Source organism: Propionivibrio sp., from assembly GCF_049316945.1.
In the GTDB taxonomy this organism is placed as follows: Bacteria; Pseudomonadota; Gammaproteobacteria; order Burkholderiales; family Rhodocyclaceae; genus Propionivibrio.
The window spans coordinates 19,908-35,964 of the sequence record NZ_JBMOJE010000043.1 but is presented as its reverse complement, the minus strand read 5'-3'; the positions used below and the strand labels follow the sequence as shown (position 1 = coordinate 35,964).

Here is a 16,057-nt window from a genome sequence, read left to right as displayed (position 1 = left end):
ACCGTGCTGTTTGCGCGCCTTCACGGGCGCACTCATTCCGGCGAAGGCCGGAATCCAGTGCGCACGTCTGATATTCATGAAAACAATCAGATAGACGAGCTGGACCCCGGCCTTCGCCGGGGTGACGAGCGAGGAGATTCGGCTGAAATGAATTTTTCACAACCTCTGAGCTAGCAGGCAAGCGCTGAAAGCTTCGGCTCTCAGCGTGCAGCCAGCTCAGTACCAGCCGGAGGCATCCCGGCACGCCGCCGCAGGTCGGCCACTACCTGAGCGGCCTGAACGCCACGATTCCTGTTGTAGCTCTCGCGCATATCTGACTGCCAGATCAACTGCGCCGCCCGTTGCCGTTCGCCGGCCAGGTGTTCGCCATGCTGCATATGCTCGTGATGTTTCTTGTTGATCCAGCGATAGCCTTCCTCCGGATTCGCTGCGATTCCGACACCGTGCAGGATCATCACGCCGAGTTGCTGCTGCGCCTGCCGGTCTCCCTGCTCGGCAGCCAGACGAAACCATTTGATCGCCTCTTCGGCGTTCTTGACGACCCCATCACCGTGCAGATAAACGATCCCGAGGTTGAACTGCGCGTCGGCAAAACCGCCCTCGGCCAACGGCTTCCACAAGGCAACCGCCTGCTCGCCTTGGCCCATGCGCAGATGCTGCACGGCATTCAGCATAATTTCGGCTTTAGGCGTCTCCGCCAGGACGGAAGGGCTGAACAAGCTGCCAAGACAAACCAGCGCGACGGTCAGATGGGTCGAAAAATAGCGTTTCAGCATGGCGACTCTCAGGTAAGTTGAAAGGTGCCACGAGCAACAGTGGGGGAGTCAAACGAGGTGGGTTCAGGTTCAACATTGCCCGTGGCGAAGCCAGTTTAATCAGGAAAATCAGACTTTGCGATAGGGCAAATTGTCGCGCGGCAAAATGTCGCAGCTACCTATCACTGATGCCCATAAAATGTTCCATTATCAACCCATCATTGGATGCCTGCGACAATTTGCCACATTCCCAAGACGGGCCTATGCCCTTAGTATCGCCGCCATTCGACGACAAGACGACGGAAATTTAGTTCCTTCTTACCTCTCGAATAGTTTTTTCCCGCTATCGGGAACTACTTTCGACAGGCGCCATGGGACTCTTTTTTCCAGACTACGGAACTTCATTCGGCAAACAGGGCGGACAGAAAACATCCATCCTCGGCGTTGCCGCCGCACATGCAGCGCTTTTCGGCCTGATCGCAGTTTCTGTTCCTGCTGAGCAACTCGCTGATCTGGCGCGCCCCTTTACCGCACGCTTGATTGAACTGGCGCCAGATATTCCTCAGTCATCACAGCCACCGCCGCCGAGGCAAACACCCAAGAAAGTTCAACCCACAGTTCAGCCGATTCTGGTTGCAAATACACCGACCCCAACTCCCAATGCGGCTGCATTTACAGTAGCGCCTCAGCCATCAGCGGTAACGGTCGCGACCCCAATTGCAGCGCCGACAGTCACACCTTTGACGGCTGCCCGTTTCGATGCCGATTACCTGAACAACCCAAAACCGACCTATCCGCCGGCTTCGCGCCGCCTCCACGAAGAGGGAGAGGTGGTGCTGCGCGTACGCGTCAGCGCCGAAGGCCATCCAGAAAGCGTCGAGATCAAGCAGAGCAGCGGTTTCCCACGCCTCGACCGTGCCGCAGAAGCGGCCGTCAGCCGCTGGCGTTTTGTACCCGCACGGCGCGGCGACGTAGCCATCGCGGTCTGGATTCAAGTTCCAATCACTTTCAACCTTCAAGGCTAATTCCCATGAATTCCAATCTCGGTCTGGTCCATTTCTGGCAACAGGGTGACCTGGTCACCCATTCCGTGGCCATTCTGCTGGTGCTGCTCTCCGTCGCCAGTTGGTCGCTGACCATCACGCGCTTCATCCTTCAGCTCCGTTTTAACCGCTCCATGGAGCAAGCACCGCAGGCATTCTGGCTGGCGCGAGCATTGCCCGATGCGCTAAAGGCCATTGAAGAGGCAGATAAAACGGGCGTCTTCGCCGGTCTGGCCAAGACCGGGATTCAAGCCGCGCAGGTGCATGGCTGCCCGGCGGGGAAAAATCTCGGCACGGGAAGTACCGACTGCGCAACCTGCGCGCAGTCAAACGACTGCCATGCGGCACTTGGCCTGGGCGCCGGCGTCAGTCTCAACGAGTGCGTTACACGTGCGCTGCGTAACCATATCCTGCACGCCCAGGCACGGATGGAAAGCGGCCTGACCTTCCTCGCTTCGGTCGGCTCCACCGCACCATTCATCGGCCTCTTCGGCACCGTATGGGGAATTTATCACGCCCTGGTCGCACTTTCCGGCTCATCCAGCGTAGTGCTGGACAAGGTGGCCGGCCCGGTTGGCGAGGCACTGATCATGACCGCCGGCGGCCTCTTTGTCGCCATCCCGGCAGTGCTCGCCTACAACGCGCTGACTCGCGGCAATCGTCTGGTGCTGGCCCAACTCGACGGCTTCGCGCATGACCTGCATGCCTTCCTGACTACCGGCGCCCGCCGCCCGAGCGAGGGCTTCTCGCCGGTCACTTCAACGCGCCCGGTCGTCTTGGCGGTGCCCGCCGTGGCCAGATCGGCAGGAGCCGCCTGATGGCCTTCGGCTCCTTCAACGAAAGCCCGAATACGGCGCCGATGGCTGAAATCAACACTACACCGCTGGTCGACGTGATGCTGGTTCTGCTGGTCATTTTCATCATCACCGCGCCTCTCTTCCATCAAGCCGTGCCGGTCGATCTGCCGCGCGTCGATTCGACCAAGCTCGACGACAAGCCTTTGGTGGTCAATCTGGCGCTCGATGCCCAGGGCGGCTTGTTTCTCGACGGGGCTTTGGCGAGCAGCGAAGCGGTTTATGCCCGCCTCAACGAATTGGCCCCGTCGCAGCCGGAACTTCATCTGCGCGCCGACCGGACGACGCCCTATGAAAAAGTCGCTGACATCCTGGCCGTGGCGCAACGTGCCGGGGTGATGAAGATAGCTTTTGTTACTGAGGCGGCAAGATAACGCCGAGCCTCGAACCGTATTTCAAAATATATACCAATAATTTCCAGGGAGATTCTTAATGAAACTACAACGTAAAGCACTCGTCGTCGCTATCTCAACTGCCTTCTGCTACCCAGCTACCGGTCTCGCGGACGAATCGGATTCTGTCCTCAAAAGCGTGGTTGTCAGCGCTACTAAAATCGAACAGTCAACCCTAGAAGCGCCAGCCAATGTATCGGTAATCACCGCAGAGCAATTGGAGAAAAGGAACACTTTTGTCGTCGGCGATGCACTGACTGCAAAAGTCCCCAGTTTGTATCTTCGAGGAGGCGCAGTTGATGGTGGGCGTGCTGGCTCGACGATGCAACCCAGTTTTCGCGGAATGGGGATCAATCGAAATCTCTTGCTCATTGATGGGCAATCGCTGACCGATGCTTACTCTGGCCAAATGAATTGGTCGAGCATTTCGATGAATGATGTCGAGCAAATAGAAGTAATACCGGGTGTAGGTTCCGCTTTATACGGGAGCGCTGCCCTCGGCGGGGTGATTAGTGTGATTACCAAGGCGCCTACCAAGTTCGAGATGACTGGCAAAATCACTCAAGGCTTTTCCGATGGTGAACGCACCAAAGTGGAGGCAGGCTATCGCGATAAATTTGAAAACGGCCTCGGCGTGGTGATGAATTTTTCCCAGGATGATCGTGCGGGATACGCGGCCGACCTGGTCACTCTGGCCAATCCTGCAGGCACCCCACTGGCAGGGGCAAAAGTTGTCACCGGCATTCAGCCAACCACCACACCCCAAGGTGCACCCACCAATATCATCGGGGACAAAGGGTTTAATGCCTCACGCGCCACGAACGCCAATTTCAAACTGTTTTATGATCTAAGTTCCACCACCAAGCTGCATGCCGGTGTTGCTTACACCGAAAGCAAATTTCAAACGGAGCCCTATCACGTTTACCTGGCAGATATGGCTACCGGACAACCATTGGCGTTGCCAACGTCGAATCTGACAGCAACAAATCTAAGCATTAACGGGAAGAAATCATCCCTCAAGGAATCGGCGTTTTTCGGGACCAACCCGGGTGGCCGTAGCTTGATGCGATATTTCGCCGGTTTAGAAACCGAAATATATAGCGATTATAAATTGAAGCTTAATTTCGGAAGGATTGATTCCAACGGGTGGTCTGTGGGTGCCGGAAGCACCACGACGAATACCATGTCAACAGGTGCTGGCACATTGAGCGATGGGCCCAACACTACGCTGAATGGTTCCGCCGAATTGAGCTTTGGCGTTGGGGATAATCAATTTATTGTGACCGGGCTTGCTATCGAGCAAGGTACATTGAACCTGAAAAAATACGCTCTTTCAAACTGGACCAACACCGATAGCAAAACCAGGGTTAATACCAGCGTAGATGCCACAAGCTCTACTACCTCCTTGTTTGCGCAAGACCAGATTAGTATCGGCGACCGTTTGACGGTGTATGCGGGTGGGCGTTACGACGCATGGAGTTCTCACGGTAACTCTCAGGATTTTTTGGTGCCGGCTAACAACCTGAACAGCCCGGAAAGAACAGCCACCTCATTTAATCCAAAGTTGTCGGCCGTTTATAAACTCAACGAATGGTGGGCGTTGAAAGGCTCGGCAGGTACTGGCTTCCGTGCGCCCAATAATTACGAACTGTATGCCAATCCGACCTTTTCTGGTGCAGCATCCCCGAATGGCAAGTTGATCCTGGCGAATCCGAATTTGAAACCGGAAACGGCGCAATCATGGGACCTCGGTACCCAGATGGATTTTAAGCAAGGCGGCAACTTCAAATTCGCTTATTACGAAACGATGATGAAGGACATGATTTACCAGACAGTAACCAAAGTACCGACTTACACGTTAGCTGGCACCACCAACGTGATCGACTTTTGGGGCCAACAGAACAACGTTGCTGGGGCCAAGATACACGGTGTTGAGCTAAGTGGAGAGTTGCCCGTTACCCGTTGGCTCAGCATCAACGCCAGCTATACCTACACGGGTGCGGTCATTACCAGTGATGGCGGGCTCAATACTGGCATGGTCGGCAAGCGCATTTCCAATGTTCCAAAAAACATGGCGAGCTTTGGACTTGATGCAAGACAGGGCGATTGGCAGGGTGTCATTTCAACCCGCTATATCGGCGAGGTCTATGGTTCATCTGACAACTTGAACACAGATGTTGTCAAGGACGTCTGGACTGGCTACAGCAAATATTGGCTGACTGACATGAAAATTGGTTATCAAATCAATAAGACATTCCTGACCAATATTGCGGTAAGCAATCTGCTCGATAAAAAATACTACGCCTATTACCCCATGCCGGGTCGGAGCGTGAATATCGACGTATCCATAAAATTCTAAGCAGCCTGCCTGGAGTAATTCATGAATAAGCAATCATTACTATTGGTACTGGCGTGCCTGGCAAGCGCTGCCAATGCGGCCGGGGTATCAGACATCCTCTGGCTCTCCGATGTCGCTCCAAAAAGAGCCAGGCCGGTTACCGACGCTGACCACAGCAGCCACGGCAAGCCAGGCAAACAACAAGACAACATGGATGCGGTGATCGGCGGCGACGAGGGTGATAACCTGCATAGCGGCAGCAAGCGCCTCTGGCTGCGTCAGGGTGATGATCCGGCGAACGCCGGCTATGTCAATGCCGCCGGGCTATCCTCTGACATCAACCTGATCAATGCCCAAGGCAAGCGCTCGCAAGTGGCGCAGACACCGGTCAACGGCCTTGCTCATGCCAAGTGCGATTTCACGGAACTGGGTTTCTACAACGCCCATGTGGCGCGTGAATCGGTGCAGGACGGTGTGCTGCGCAGGCAATTGGCCAAGGCCGAACTGCTCAAGGGCAGTTGTTGCATGAAGCCGGCAGACGTCGACCCGGCCCAGACAAAAGCCATCAGCGATCCGACGCTGCCCCTGGAAATCGTTCGCCAACACAAGCCCGACGAGTTGCTATTCACCCGCATCGTCTCCGGCGACAAGATCAGCTTCACGATCATTGGCCTGGGGAAACCGTTGCCTGGCGTTCCGGTCACCATGCTGACCCAGCAGGGCTGGCAAAAGAAGGCGGTGAGCGACGAAAACGGGCGTGTCGAGTTCACCATGATCCGCGACTACTTCCCGGCCTGGAACGACTTCAAGCGGCGCACCAAGGAAAGCTTCGTGATCCTGGCCGAGACCGAGGCGACTGCTTCGGGCAAGTACCTTGGCCAACCATATGTCAAGGTGGCTTATCAGGCAACGCTTTCCGGAAAGTACGCTCCCTCGCCCTACGACTACAAATCCTACGCCTGGGGTCTGGGCATTGCCTTTTTTGTCCTGACCTTCAGCGGTCTGGGTGTCTATCTTTACCGCCGACGCCGGCTGAAGCCTTTCCAGGAGATTCGCTTCAATGAATCGGCTTAGCCAACTGAAGGCGGCTTTCGATCTCATCGACTGGAACCGCTTTCGCTTCTGGTTCCAGCTATCCTGCTTCCTGCTGCTGGTTTATGGCGGCTACCTGGGGCTCGACCTGGGCAAGAGCCTGCCGACCTTCTCCTGCATCTACAACACCGGGGCGCGCGGCGGCGCCTGTTATCTCAGCATCCTGCAACACCAGATGGCGTGGCCCTGGGAGAAGCTGTTTTCTGCGGCCGCCCTGGCGATCCTGATCGGGTTTCTCACCTTTGTGGCATGGTTCATTGCCGTCAACAAGCTGTGGTGCGGACTCATCTGCCCGCTCGGTACCATTCAGGACTGGATGACCTCTTTGCGCCGCCGCCTGGGCGTGCGCTACGGGCGCTACACACTCGGCCAGTTTCGCGTTCTCGCGCAAATCAAATACGTGCTGCTGGCCCTGATGTTCCTGATCCCGCTCGGCATCGGCGCCGGCTGGTTCGCCAAGGACATGGGCCTGCCGTTCTGCATGATCTGCCCGGCGCGCATGATCATTCCGACCTTCGATCTCAACTTCACGCATTGGACCATCGATTTTTCCACCACTTCCAAGATGGTGCTGACTTCGCTGGGCATCGTCGTTGTCGGCCTGTTTTTCGTCGGCGGCTTCATCAAGAAGCGTTTCTTCTGCTTCTTTTGCCCGATGGGCGCCATGATGTACCTGATCTCGAAACCGGCGTTGCTGACGCTAAAAAAAGACGGTGACAAATGCACTCGCTGCGGTGACTGCTACACCGTCTGCGATATGGACATCCGCGAGATTGCCGACGACGTAACCAACCCGCGCATCATGATGGACGACTGCACGCTATGCCTGAAGTGCGTTGCTGCCTGCCCGGAACCTGGCGCCTTGAAGGCCAATTACGCCGGCATCACCTTCTTCGAATCGACCGAAGCCGGCTTCATCAAACGCAGCCAGAAGGGAGTTGGCCTTGAACAGCACAAACGATAAGACCAAAACCATTGCCTTGCCTTACAACCGTTCCCGCCAGGCACGGGAGGCGGAAACCATGCTCGACCACCTGACCGACGACTTCGACGATAACCCGGCGACGATGGCCTATTTTTACGATCTGTTCCGGCGTGCCTATTGCCAAGGCGAGTCTCTCGAACAGGAGGGCGTGCGCATCGGCACCACCTGCATCCATGCGCCGGAGGAGCTGATCTATGCCATGGGGGCAACGCCGGTGCGGCTGTGCAACGGCTCTTATCACTACGACCAGATCGGCGCCGACTTCATGCCGGCGAAATCCTGCTCGCTGGTCAAGGCGACGCTCGGCATGCTGAGTTCCGAGAACGTGATTCCCAAGGTCGGCAAGCTGGACCTGATCGTCAATCCCACCACCTGCGACCAGAAGAAAAAGGCCAGTGCCATGATGGTCGGCATGGGGCATACGGTCTATGACCTGGAACTGCCGCCGGCCAAGGAAAGCGAACAGTCGCGTGAATACTGGAAGCGCTCGGTGCGGGATTTCGCCCAGCGCCTGCGTCAGGTTACCGGGAAGAAACTTACCCGCAAGAACCTGATGGCGGCCATGGCCCGCACCAGTCGCGCCCAGGCCGCCTTCCGCATCCTGCACAACTTTCGCCGCCAGTCACCGGCGGTGGTGCTCGGCAAGGATGTGTTTCTGGTCACCAATGCCTACTTTTTCGACGATATCGAGCGCTGGACCGAAGCCGTTGAAAAGCTCAACATCGAATTGGCGCAGCGAGAAAAGGATGGCTTTTGCGCCGCCCAGAAAAAAGCGCCGCGCATACTTTTCACCGGGTCGCCGCCAATCTTCCCCAACCTCAAGCTGCCCTTCCTGATCGAGGAATCCGGTGGCGTGGTGGTGGCCGACGAAACCTGCTCGGCCAACCGCATGCTCTACGACATGACCGCCGTGGACGAATGGCTGGTCAACGACATGGTCGACAGCCTGGCCGACAAATACCTCAAGCCCTGCACCTGTCCGATCTTCACCAACAACGACGACCGTCGTCGCCGCTTGCTGGAACTGTGCAAGAGTTTCGCCGTCGATGGCGTGGTGTATCAGGCTTTTGCCGGTTGCCAGGTGTATGAAATGGAGCAGAGAAGCGTCGCAGAAACCCTCAACAAGGAGGGCATCGCCATGCTTTATATCGAAACCGACTACAGCCCGGACGACATGGGCCAGCTCACGACGCGAATCGAGGCGTTCCTGGAATCCCTGAAGGCCCGCAAGAAAAAACGCGCATGAATTATTTCGCAGGTATAGACATTGGCTCCACGGCCATCAAGGTGGCCCTGGTCGATGATGAGGGAAAGATTGTTGGCGTTCACGTATGTTCTTCCGGCAGCCTGTTCCACAAAAACGCCAGGGAGGCGATGCATAACTTGCTGACCCAACTGGCGGTAAGCAAGGACGATGTTCGCTACATGATCGCCACCGGCTACGGTCGAAAGCTGTACAAGGAAGCCGACGATTCGATCAGCGAGATCACCGCCAACGCCCTTGGCGCTCATGAAGTCGGCAAGGCTTTCGGTGGCGTGCGCACCATCATCAACATCGGCGGCCAGGATTCCAAGGCCATCCAGATCGACGACAACGGCAACGTGTCGAACTTCGCCATGAACGACAAATGTGCCGCGGGCACCGGGCGCTTTCTGGATGTCGCGGCTCGCAATCTGGATATCGATCTGGAGGAACTGGGCGACTACCATTTCAACGGCAAGGGTGCGCCATTGACCATCAACAGTACCTGCACCGTGTTTGCCGAGTCGGAAATTATCGGCTTGCTGGCCAACGGTCACGGCAAGGAAGAAATCATTGCCGGGATCCATTACTCCATCGCCAAGCGCACCGTGCGTCTGGCCAAGCGCGTCGGGATTGAGGATCGCGTCTATTTCGACGGTGGGCCGGCCTTGAACAAAGGCCTCGTTGCCTCGCTGCAGGACGAGTTGGGGCGCGAACTGGTGGTGCCGGAATATCCGCAAACAACGACCGCCTTCGGCGCCGCCATTCTCGCCCGCAGCGAGTATCTGGATGGAAAGCAGGAGGACTGAGCGATGGGCATTTCCGTACTCATCGCACCACAGACCATCGTAGATCTTCCCATGGCCATGACCCTTGGCTTGGTGTTCGGCATGGGGCCTTGCCTGGTCAGTTGCCTGCCCTACCTGGCGCCGGTGTTTCTGGCCAGCGAAGGCGGTGTGCGCCAGTCATGGCGCATTCTGTTACCGCTCTCGTTGGGGCGGCTGACGGCCTATTCCGTTTTCGGGCTGCTCTGTGGACTGGCTGGACAGCGTGTCGGCGACCAGATCGGCGGCGACAGCGTGCGCATCGTCGTTGGTTCTGCGGCGGTGATGATCGGGCTGGCGATGCTGTTGGGTCGCTGGCCGGGAAAATCCTGCACGCCGGCAGCGCCATCCACCGGGTCATCCACATTCCCCTTGCGCCGCATCGATGGCGTCACCCGGCGCCATGGCCTGATGCCCGGCGGCCTGTACCTGATGGGGGTGGGCATGGCGCTGACTCCCTGCGCGCCCCTCGGCGTGGTGATGCTCTCGGCGGCGGCTACGGCCAGCGCTGGCCGGGGCCTGACTCTCGGTCTTGGCTTCGGCCTGGGCGCGGTTGCCGTGCCGACGATTGTCTATGGAATCGGGGTCGCCTACTTCGGCAGCCGGCTGCGCGAGCAGCTCGGCCACTGGCGACCCCGCCTTGAAAACTTGAGCGCAGGTCTGCTGATTCTGGTTGGACTGAGCAACCTGGCGCGCTAAGGATACCGTGAGAAATTTGACATTGATTTTCCTTGCCTGGAGCTTGGCTGCGGCGACTGTGGTGTCTTCGCTGGCCACTGCAGCTTCCCTGCCGGCCAGCGCGCCTACCGTTCAGGGCGTATTGCCCTGCCAGACCAGCCTCGACCAGAAAAAACCACTGGCCGTTGCCGATGCCGTTGATCTGGCGCTATGCCGCAACCCGCAGACCCGTGAAGCGTGGGCCTTTGCGCGAGCCAGCGCCGCCGACGTGGGCATTGCCGAGGCCGCCTGGTGGCCAGTAGTGAACGCCAATGGCATTTTCGGCCGCAACCATACCAATGCCGATGGCTACACTTCGCCCAGCACCAACCGCACGCTCGGGCTGTCGGCCAGCCTGCTGCTGTTTGATTTCGGCGGCCGTACGGCCACCCTGGAAACGGCTCGCCAGTTGCTGGCGGCAGACCAGGCCATTGTGTCCAGCACGGTGCAAAGCGTGATCCAGTCATCGGTCAAGGCCTACTACGAAGCGCAATCCTTCATCGCCGCGCTTGAGGCAGCACGGATGCGTGAACAAGCCAATATCGAAAGCGTGAAAGTGGCACAAGCCCGTTACCAGGCCGGGGCCGGCACGCCAGCGGATCTGCTGCAAGCGCGCACAGCGCTTTCGCAAGCCATGCTGGCACGGCAAACAACGGAAGGCACCCAACGCACGGCCATGGGCAACCTGGCTTTTGCGCTCGGCCTGCCGGCCAATTCCGCACTGGCGCTGGCGGGTGATAGCTCGGCGCTGGCACCGGAAGCGGAACTGGCGGCAGTCGATGGCCTGATTGAGGAAGCGCTCAGGCTGCGGCCCGATCTGGTGGCCGCCGAGGCCAGACTGGCCGCCACCCGATCCGATGTGGCAATCGCCAGGAGCAGCGGCATGCCGACCCTCTCGTTTGGCGCTGCAGCGGCCCAATCCACGGCTGGCGGCCGGTCACAACTCGAAACCGGTTCAATTGGCCTGGTCCTGAATATTCCGCTGTTCGAGGGCTTCGCCCGACGCGAGCGCATCCGCGGCGCCGAGGCCAGGGCAGATGCCGCAGAAGCACGGCGCGATATTTCCGCCCTGCAAGTCGCACTGGAGGTGTGGTCAGCCTACCAGGAAGCGCAAACAGCCGCGCAGACAATACTCACCAGCCGCGATCTGGAAGCCAGCGCCGAGCAATCGGCCCGGGTGGCCGGTGGGCGCTACCAGGCTGGCGTCGGCACCATGCTGGAATGGCTGACTGCCCAGAGCATCGCTGCCGAAGCGCGCCGGCAGCGGATCGCTGCCCGTTACTTCTGGTTCACTTCCCGCGCCAACCTGGCGCAGGCGGTAGGCCGCCTTTCACAGGAGCACCTTGGTCAATGATATCCATGCGAAAAAAACCCTTGCTGATTGCGCTGGGAGCCATTGCCTTTGCCGGGCTGGCCTATGGCGGCTGGCTGGGGATTTCCGGCAACTCCAGCACCGAAAACCTGTTCAAGACTTATACCGTGAGCACGGGTGCGGTGACCCATGATATTGCCGCCAACGGAACCTTGAACCCGGTGACGCTGGTCAGCGTTGGGACGCAGGTTTCGGGTACGGTAAAAAAACTGCATGTGGACTTCAACAGCAAGGTCGAGAAAGGCCAGGTGTTACTGGAACTCGATAATTCGCTCTACGCGGCGCAGGCGCGCCAGAGTGTTGCCGACCTGAAGGATGTCGAAGCATCCCTGGAACTGGCGCTGACCAATGAACGGAGGATGGAATCGCTGTTCCTGCAGGAATTCGTTTCCCGGCAGGAATACGACCAGGCGATCCAGGCGCGCAAGTCGGCTACGGCAAAAATCGCCAAGGCCAAGGCAGCGATAGATAAAGATGGCGTCAACCTCGGCTATGCGCTGATCCGCTCGCCGGTATCGGGCGTGGTGGTTGACCGGGTGGTGGACGTCGGGCAAACGGTGGCCGCCAGCTTCCAGACGCCTACGCTGATCAAGATCGCGCAGGATCTCACCAACATGCAGATCGACTCCAGCTTCTCCGAGGCGGACATCGGCTTTATCCAGTTGGGGCAGAACGTGCGCTTCAAGGTCGATGCATTTCCCAACCGCAACTTTCAGGGCCAAGTCCGGCAGATACGCATCAACCCGACCACGGTGCAGAACGTGGTGAACTACAACGTGGTGGTCGGCGTCGATAACCCGGATCTGAAATTGTTTCCCGGCATGACGGCCTACGTCAGCATCGCCGTAGCGCAAAAGAAAGATGTGCTGCTGGTGCCCAATGCGGCGCTGCGCTACAAGCCAAAACAGCCGCAGAATACTGAGAAGAGCGATAGTTCCGGCGAGAAAGGCCAAACCAAAATGGCGCGCAAGAAGGACGCCGGAAGCGGCACGGTCTATGTCCTGTCGAACGATCTTCTCAAGCCGGTGAGCGTGACGCTGGGCATCACCGATAGCCGGATGACCGAGATTGCCGGCGGCGATCTGAAGAGCGGTGACGTAATTGTGGTCAGTGAAAATAGTGCGAACGGCGGTGTACCTGCCGGCAGTGGCAGCCCGATGCGCTTAAGGCTGTTCTGATGCCGCTGATCCGCGTTGCCGGCCTGCGCAAGGATTACGTGACGGCCGCCGGCCCCTTCCCGGCGATCAAGGGCGTCGGACTGGAGGTCAGGAGCGGTGAATATCTGGCCCTGATGGGGCCTTCCGGCTCCGGCAAGTCCACCTTCATGAACATCCTTGGCTGCCTGGATCGCCCGACCGCCGGCCAATACTGGCTCGACGGTCATGAAGTTGCATCGCTCGACGGCCCGGCCCTGGCCCGCCAGCGCAACCGCACCCTGGGTTTCGTCTTCCAGGGCTTCAACCTGCTGCCGCGCATGAGCCTGGAAGACAACGTCGGCCTGCCCCTGGTCTATAGCGGAGTCGAGCGCGAGGCGCGGCGCACCCGCGCCCGCGAACTGCTCGACAAGGTGGGGCTCGGCCAATACGCCAAGTCCCTGCCCAGTTGCATCTCCGGCGGCCAGCAGCAGCGGGTAGCGATTGCTCGCGCCCTGGTCAACCGGCCGCGCATCATCCTTGCCGACGAACCCACCGGCAACCTGGACAGCACGACCAGCGAGGAAATCATGGCGCTGTTTGGCGAACTTAACCGGGATGGCATCACCATCGTGCTGGTCACCCACGAACCGGACATTGCCCTGCACGCACGTCGCCAAGTGCGCTTTCTCGACGGTCTGATCGTGCATGACGCCCACACCCACGCTGAAGGGAAAGTGCCATGTTGAGAGCGATGCTGGCGGAAGCCTGGTATTCGATGGGTTCCAATCGCATGCGCTCGCTGCTGACCATGCTCGGTATGGTGATCGGTGTTGGCGCTGTGGTGCTGATGATGGCCGTCGGACAAGGCGCACAGCTTGCCGTCAGCCAGTCGATTTCCGCCATGGGCAGCAATCTTTTCATTCTCAGCGCCCGCTCGCTGATGACCTCGGCCGGCGCCCGCACCGCTGGTGGCGCTTCGCCCAAACTGACCATCGCCGACGCCGAAGCCATTGCCGAACTCCCCGGCGTGCAGATCGTCGCCCAGTCGCTGCATCCGGCTCCCGCCCAAGTGGTCTATGGCGCCACCAACTGGCAGCCGAGCGTGATTGGCGCCTCGCCCAGCTACCTCGATGCCCGCTCATGGGAAGTGTCGGAGGGACAGCCTTTTTCCGATTCTGACGTGCGCTCGGCAACCCGCGTGGCGGTGATCGGCCAGACCGTCGCCCGCGCCCTGTTTAACGAAGAAAGCCCGGTCGGCAAGACTATCCGCATCAAGCAGCATCCGTTCGTAGTGCTCGGGGTGCTCTCACTGAAGGGACAAAGTCTGGACGGCCGTGACCAGGACGACACCGTGGTCATTCCACTCAGCACCGCCCAGCGCAAGGTTTTCGGCTCGTCGGTCGTCGGTACCCTGAACACCGTTTTCATCAAGGCCGAATCAGCGGAGCTGATGCCGGCGGTGGAAGAAAGCATGACCGCATTGCTGCGCCAGCGTCACCGCCTGCGCGAAGGCATGGAGAACGATTTCTCGATTCGCAACATGGCAGCAGTGGCCGCCTCGGCGGAGGAAACCACCCGCGTCATGTCGCTGCTGCTCGGCGCCATTGCCTCCGTATCGCTGCTGGTTGGCGGCATCGGCATCATGAACATCATGCTGGTATCGGTCACCGAACGAACCCGTGAAATCGGCACCCGCATGGCCTTGGGCGCAAGCCAGCGCGACATCCTCGCGCAGTTCCTGCTGGAAGCGATCATCATGTCGGTGATTGGTTGTTTGATCGGCCTGGCCTTCGGCGCCGGCGGCGCATTGCTCGCGCACTGGCTGGCCGACACGGCCATTGTCATCGCCGGTCGCTCGGCGCTGATTGCTTTCGCTGTAGCCATGGCGGTTGGCGTCTTCTTCGGTTTCTACCCGGCCCGCAAGGCAGCGCGGCTCGATCCGATCGAGGCGCTTAGATACCAGTAGTCAACCTGCTTTCAAGCAAAAGGCTTTATCGATAAACGTAGAAGATCCCGAGCATCGCCTCTGTGAGCCGCGTGTTATGGCGTTCTACAATGGCACAAGCTGAATCGCCAATGAATACGTCACTCTTCAGGCCAATAGCTTGTAGATCGCCTGTTCATAGCCTGTGCAGCCATACTGTGTGATTTGAGCGGGACTGAAATGGAATAGGGCTCCTGGCGCCCTTTCCGGTGGGCGATTCACAGGGGGCGGCGTCGCTCCAGCATCCTGTGGCCCCGGAATTCCGGCATTGACCCCGCCGCTTGCTGACTGGATACTTCGGAACTTGCACCACTCCGACCCTCGTCAATAACCTCCAATTCCGTCAGGGAAAGCAGTCATGCAGGAATACATGCAGGAATTTCTCAAGATTCTGTTCGCATCGGGCCAAAAAGGCTTTGAACTGGCCTTTTTCATCCTGATGCCGATCATGGTTTTCATGATGGCCGTGATGCGCGTGCTCGATCAGAAGGGCGTGCTACGGCTGGTCGCCATCGGTGCGGCGCCGGTGCTGCTGCTCTTCGGCATCCCCGGCCTGGGTGTCTTCGCCATTGTGCAGATTCTGTTTGTCAGCTTCGCCGCCCCGGTGTCGACTTTCCGCATCATGGATCAGGACGAAGGCATTTCCGACCGCAAGATCGCCGCCGGTTTCGCGGCCATCCTGTGCATGTCGCAAGCCAACGCCACGCTGCCGCTGGCGGCCTTTGGCCTTAACCTGCCGGTGGCGATGGCGACTTCAGTCATTGGCGGCCTGGTCGCCGCTTTCCTGACCTACCGGTTTTTCGCCCGCCATCTGCCGGACAGCGTCGAGAAACCGGCCGCCGATGAAATCAAAAAAAGCGCGCAGCAACAGAACCTGATCCAGATGATCATGAGCGGTGGTGAGGAAGGCTTCCAGCTCGTGCTAAAGGCCGTGCCGCTGCTGGTGCTCGCGGTGCTGCTGGTGAATGTTCTGAAAGCCATCGGCGCCATCAGCTTCATGGAAGTCCTTTGCGGTCCGGCGCTGTCGTTCTTCGGCATTTCAGCTTCGGCGGTACTCTCGGTCATCACCAAGTACATCGCCGGCGGCACCGCGATGATGGGGGCGACCATCCCGATGCTTCAGGAGCACCTGATGACCGCCACTGATCTGAACAAGATCGCCGGGTTCACCATTAATACGCTCGACCCGGTCGGCGTTGCAGTCCTGGTTTCCGCCGGCAAGCGCTTCGCCTCCTTTGCCGTGCCGGCGATCAAGGGCGCGCTGGCTGGCATTCTCGTGCGCGGCATCCTGCATCTGGTGATTTTCTAATGTTCTGTAATTG

Annotated in this window: 15 protein-coding genes; 14 read left to right on the top strand and 1 reads right to left on the bottom strand. The window is 58.8% G+C overall.

The window, feature by feature from the left end; translation table 11 throughout:
* Positions 1 to 200 precede the first annotated feature (200 nt).
* Positions 201 to 776: a tetratricopeptide repeat protein gene (locus ACOYNV_RS11660; protein WP_422899950.1), complete on the bottom strand. Its 576-nt coding sequence runs from the start codon at positions 774 to 776 to the stop codon at positions 201 to 203.
* A 350-nt stretch (positions 777 to 1,126) separates the two neighbouring features.
* Between ACOYNV_RS11660 and ACOYNV_RS11655 the strand changes: the two genes are divergently transcribed.
* The 14 genes from ACOYNV_RS11655 to ACOYNV_RS11590 all read left to right on the top strand — a co-directional run bounded on the left by ACOYNV_RS11655 (position 1,127) and on the right by ACOYNV_RS11590 (position 16,044).
* Positions 1,127 to 1,780 (top strand): energy transducer TonB, encoded by a 654-nt coding sequence (locus ACOYNV_RS11655; protein WP_422899949.1) that lies wholly within the window; start codon positions 1,127 to 1,129, stop codon positions 1,778 to 1,780.
* 5 nt (positions 1,781 to 1,785) lie between these two features.
* On the top strand, positions 1,786 to 2,616 hold the full coding sequence (locus ACOYNV_RS11650; protein ID WP_422899948.1) for a MotA/TolQ/ExbB proton channel family protein: 831 nt from the start codon (positions 1,786 to 1,788) through the stop codon (positions 2,614 to 2,616).
* Positions 2,616 to 3,026: an ExbD/TolR family protein gene (locus ACOYNV_RS11645; protein WP_422899947.1), complete on the top strand. Its 411-nt coding sequence runs from the start codon at positions 2,616 to 2,618 to the stop codon at positions 3,024 to 3,026. Before ACOYNV_RS11650 ends, ACOYNV_RS11645 begins: the two co-directional genes overlap by 1 nt.
* A 58-nt stretch (positions 3,027 to 3,084) precedes the next feature.
* Positions 3,085 to 5,403: a TonB-dependent receptor gene (locus ACOYNV_RS11640; RefSeq protein ID WP_422899946.1), complete on the top strand. Its 2,319-nt coding sequence runs from the start codon at positions 3,085 to 3,087 to the stop codon at positions 5,401 to 5,403.
* A gap of 21 nt (positions 5,404 to 5,424) precedes the next feature.
* Positions 5,425 to 6,456: a hypothetical protein gene (locus ACOYNV_RS11635; RefSeq protein ID WP_422899945.1), complete on the top strand. Its 1,032-nt coding sequence runs from the start codon at positions 5,425 to 5,427 to the stop codon at positions 6,454 to 6,456.
* Positions 6,443 to 7,438, top strand: a complete 996-nt coding sequence (locus tag ACOYNV_RS11630) for a 4Fe-4S binding protein (RefSeq protein ID WP_422899944.1) — start codon at positions 6,443 to 6,445, stop codon at positions 7,436 to 7,438. Before ACOYNV_RS11635 ends, ACOYNV_RS11630 begins: the two co-directional genes overlap by 14 nt.
* Entirely contained in the window at positions 7,419 to 8,705 is a 1,287-nt protein-coding gene (locus ACOYNV_RS11625; RefSeq protein WP_422899943.1) for a double-cubane-cluster-containing anaerobic reductase, read from the top strand. Before ACOYNV_RS11630 ends, ACOYNV_RS11625 begins: the two co-directional genes overlap by 20 nt.
* A complete protein-coding gene (locus ACOYNV_RS11620) occupies positions 8,702 to 9,511 on the top strand; it encodes an acyl-CoA dehydratase activase (protein ID WP_422899942.1) in 810 nt (269 codons plus the stop codon). The genes ACOYNV_RS11625 and ACOYNV_RS11620 overlap by 4 nt, the downstream gene beginning before the upstream one ends.
* Before the next feature lie 3 nt (positions 9,512 to 9,514).
* Positions 9,515 to 10,225 (top strand): sulfite exporter TauE/SafE family protein, encoded by a 711-nt coding sequence (locus tag ACOYNV_RS11615; RefSeq protein ID WP_422899941.1) that lies wholly within the window; start codon positions 9,515 to 9,517, stop codon positions 10,223 to 10,225.
* Positions 10,226 to 10,232: 7 nt separating this feature from the next.
* Positions 10,233 to 11,597 carry a TolC family protein gene (locus ACOYNV_RS11610; protein ID WP_422899940.1) on the top strand — a complete coding sequence of 455 codons (1,365 nt, stop codon included), beginning with the start codon at positions 10,233 to 10,235 and terminating at the stop codon, positions 11,595 to 11,597.
* Positions 11,598 to 11,602: 5 nt separating this feature from the next.
* Positions 11,603 to 12,793: an efflux RND transporter periplasmic adaptor subunit gene (locus ACOYNV_RS11605; protein ID WP_422899939.1), complete on the top strand. Its 1,191-nt coding sequence runs from the start codon at positions 11,603 to 11,605 to the stop codon at positions 12,791 to 12,793.
* Positions 12,793 to 13,497: an ABC transporter ATP-binding protein gene (locus tag ACOYNV_RS11600; protein WP_422899938.1), complete on the top strand. Its 705-nt coding sequence runs from the start codon at positions 12,793 to 12,795 to the stop codon at positions 13,495 to 13,497. The genes ACOYNV_RS11605 and ACOYNV_RS11600 overlap by 1 nt, the downstream gene beginning before the upstream one ends.
* Positions 13,491 to 14,717 carry an ABC transporter permease gene (locus ACOYNV_RS11595; protein WP_422899937.1) on the top strand — a complete coding sequence of 409 codons (1,227 nt, stop codon included), beginning with the start codon at positions 13,491 to 13,493 and terminating at the stop codon, positions 14,715 to 14,717. Before ACOYNV_RS11600 ends, ACOYNV_RS11595 begins: the two co-directional genes overlap by 7 nt.
* A 376-nt stretch (positions 14,718 to 15,093) precedes the next feature.
* On the top strand, positions 15,094 to 16,044 hold the full coding sequence (locus tag ACOYNV_RS11590; protein ID WP_422899936.1) for a nucleoside recognition family protein: 951 nt from the start codon (positions 15,094 to 15,096) through the stop codon (positions 16,042 to 16,044).
* The last annotated feature ends 13 nt before the right edge of the window (positions 16,045 to 16,057 follow it).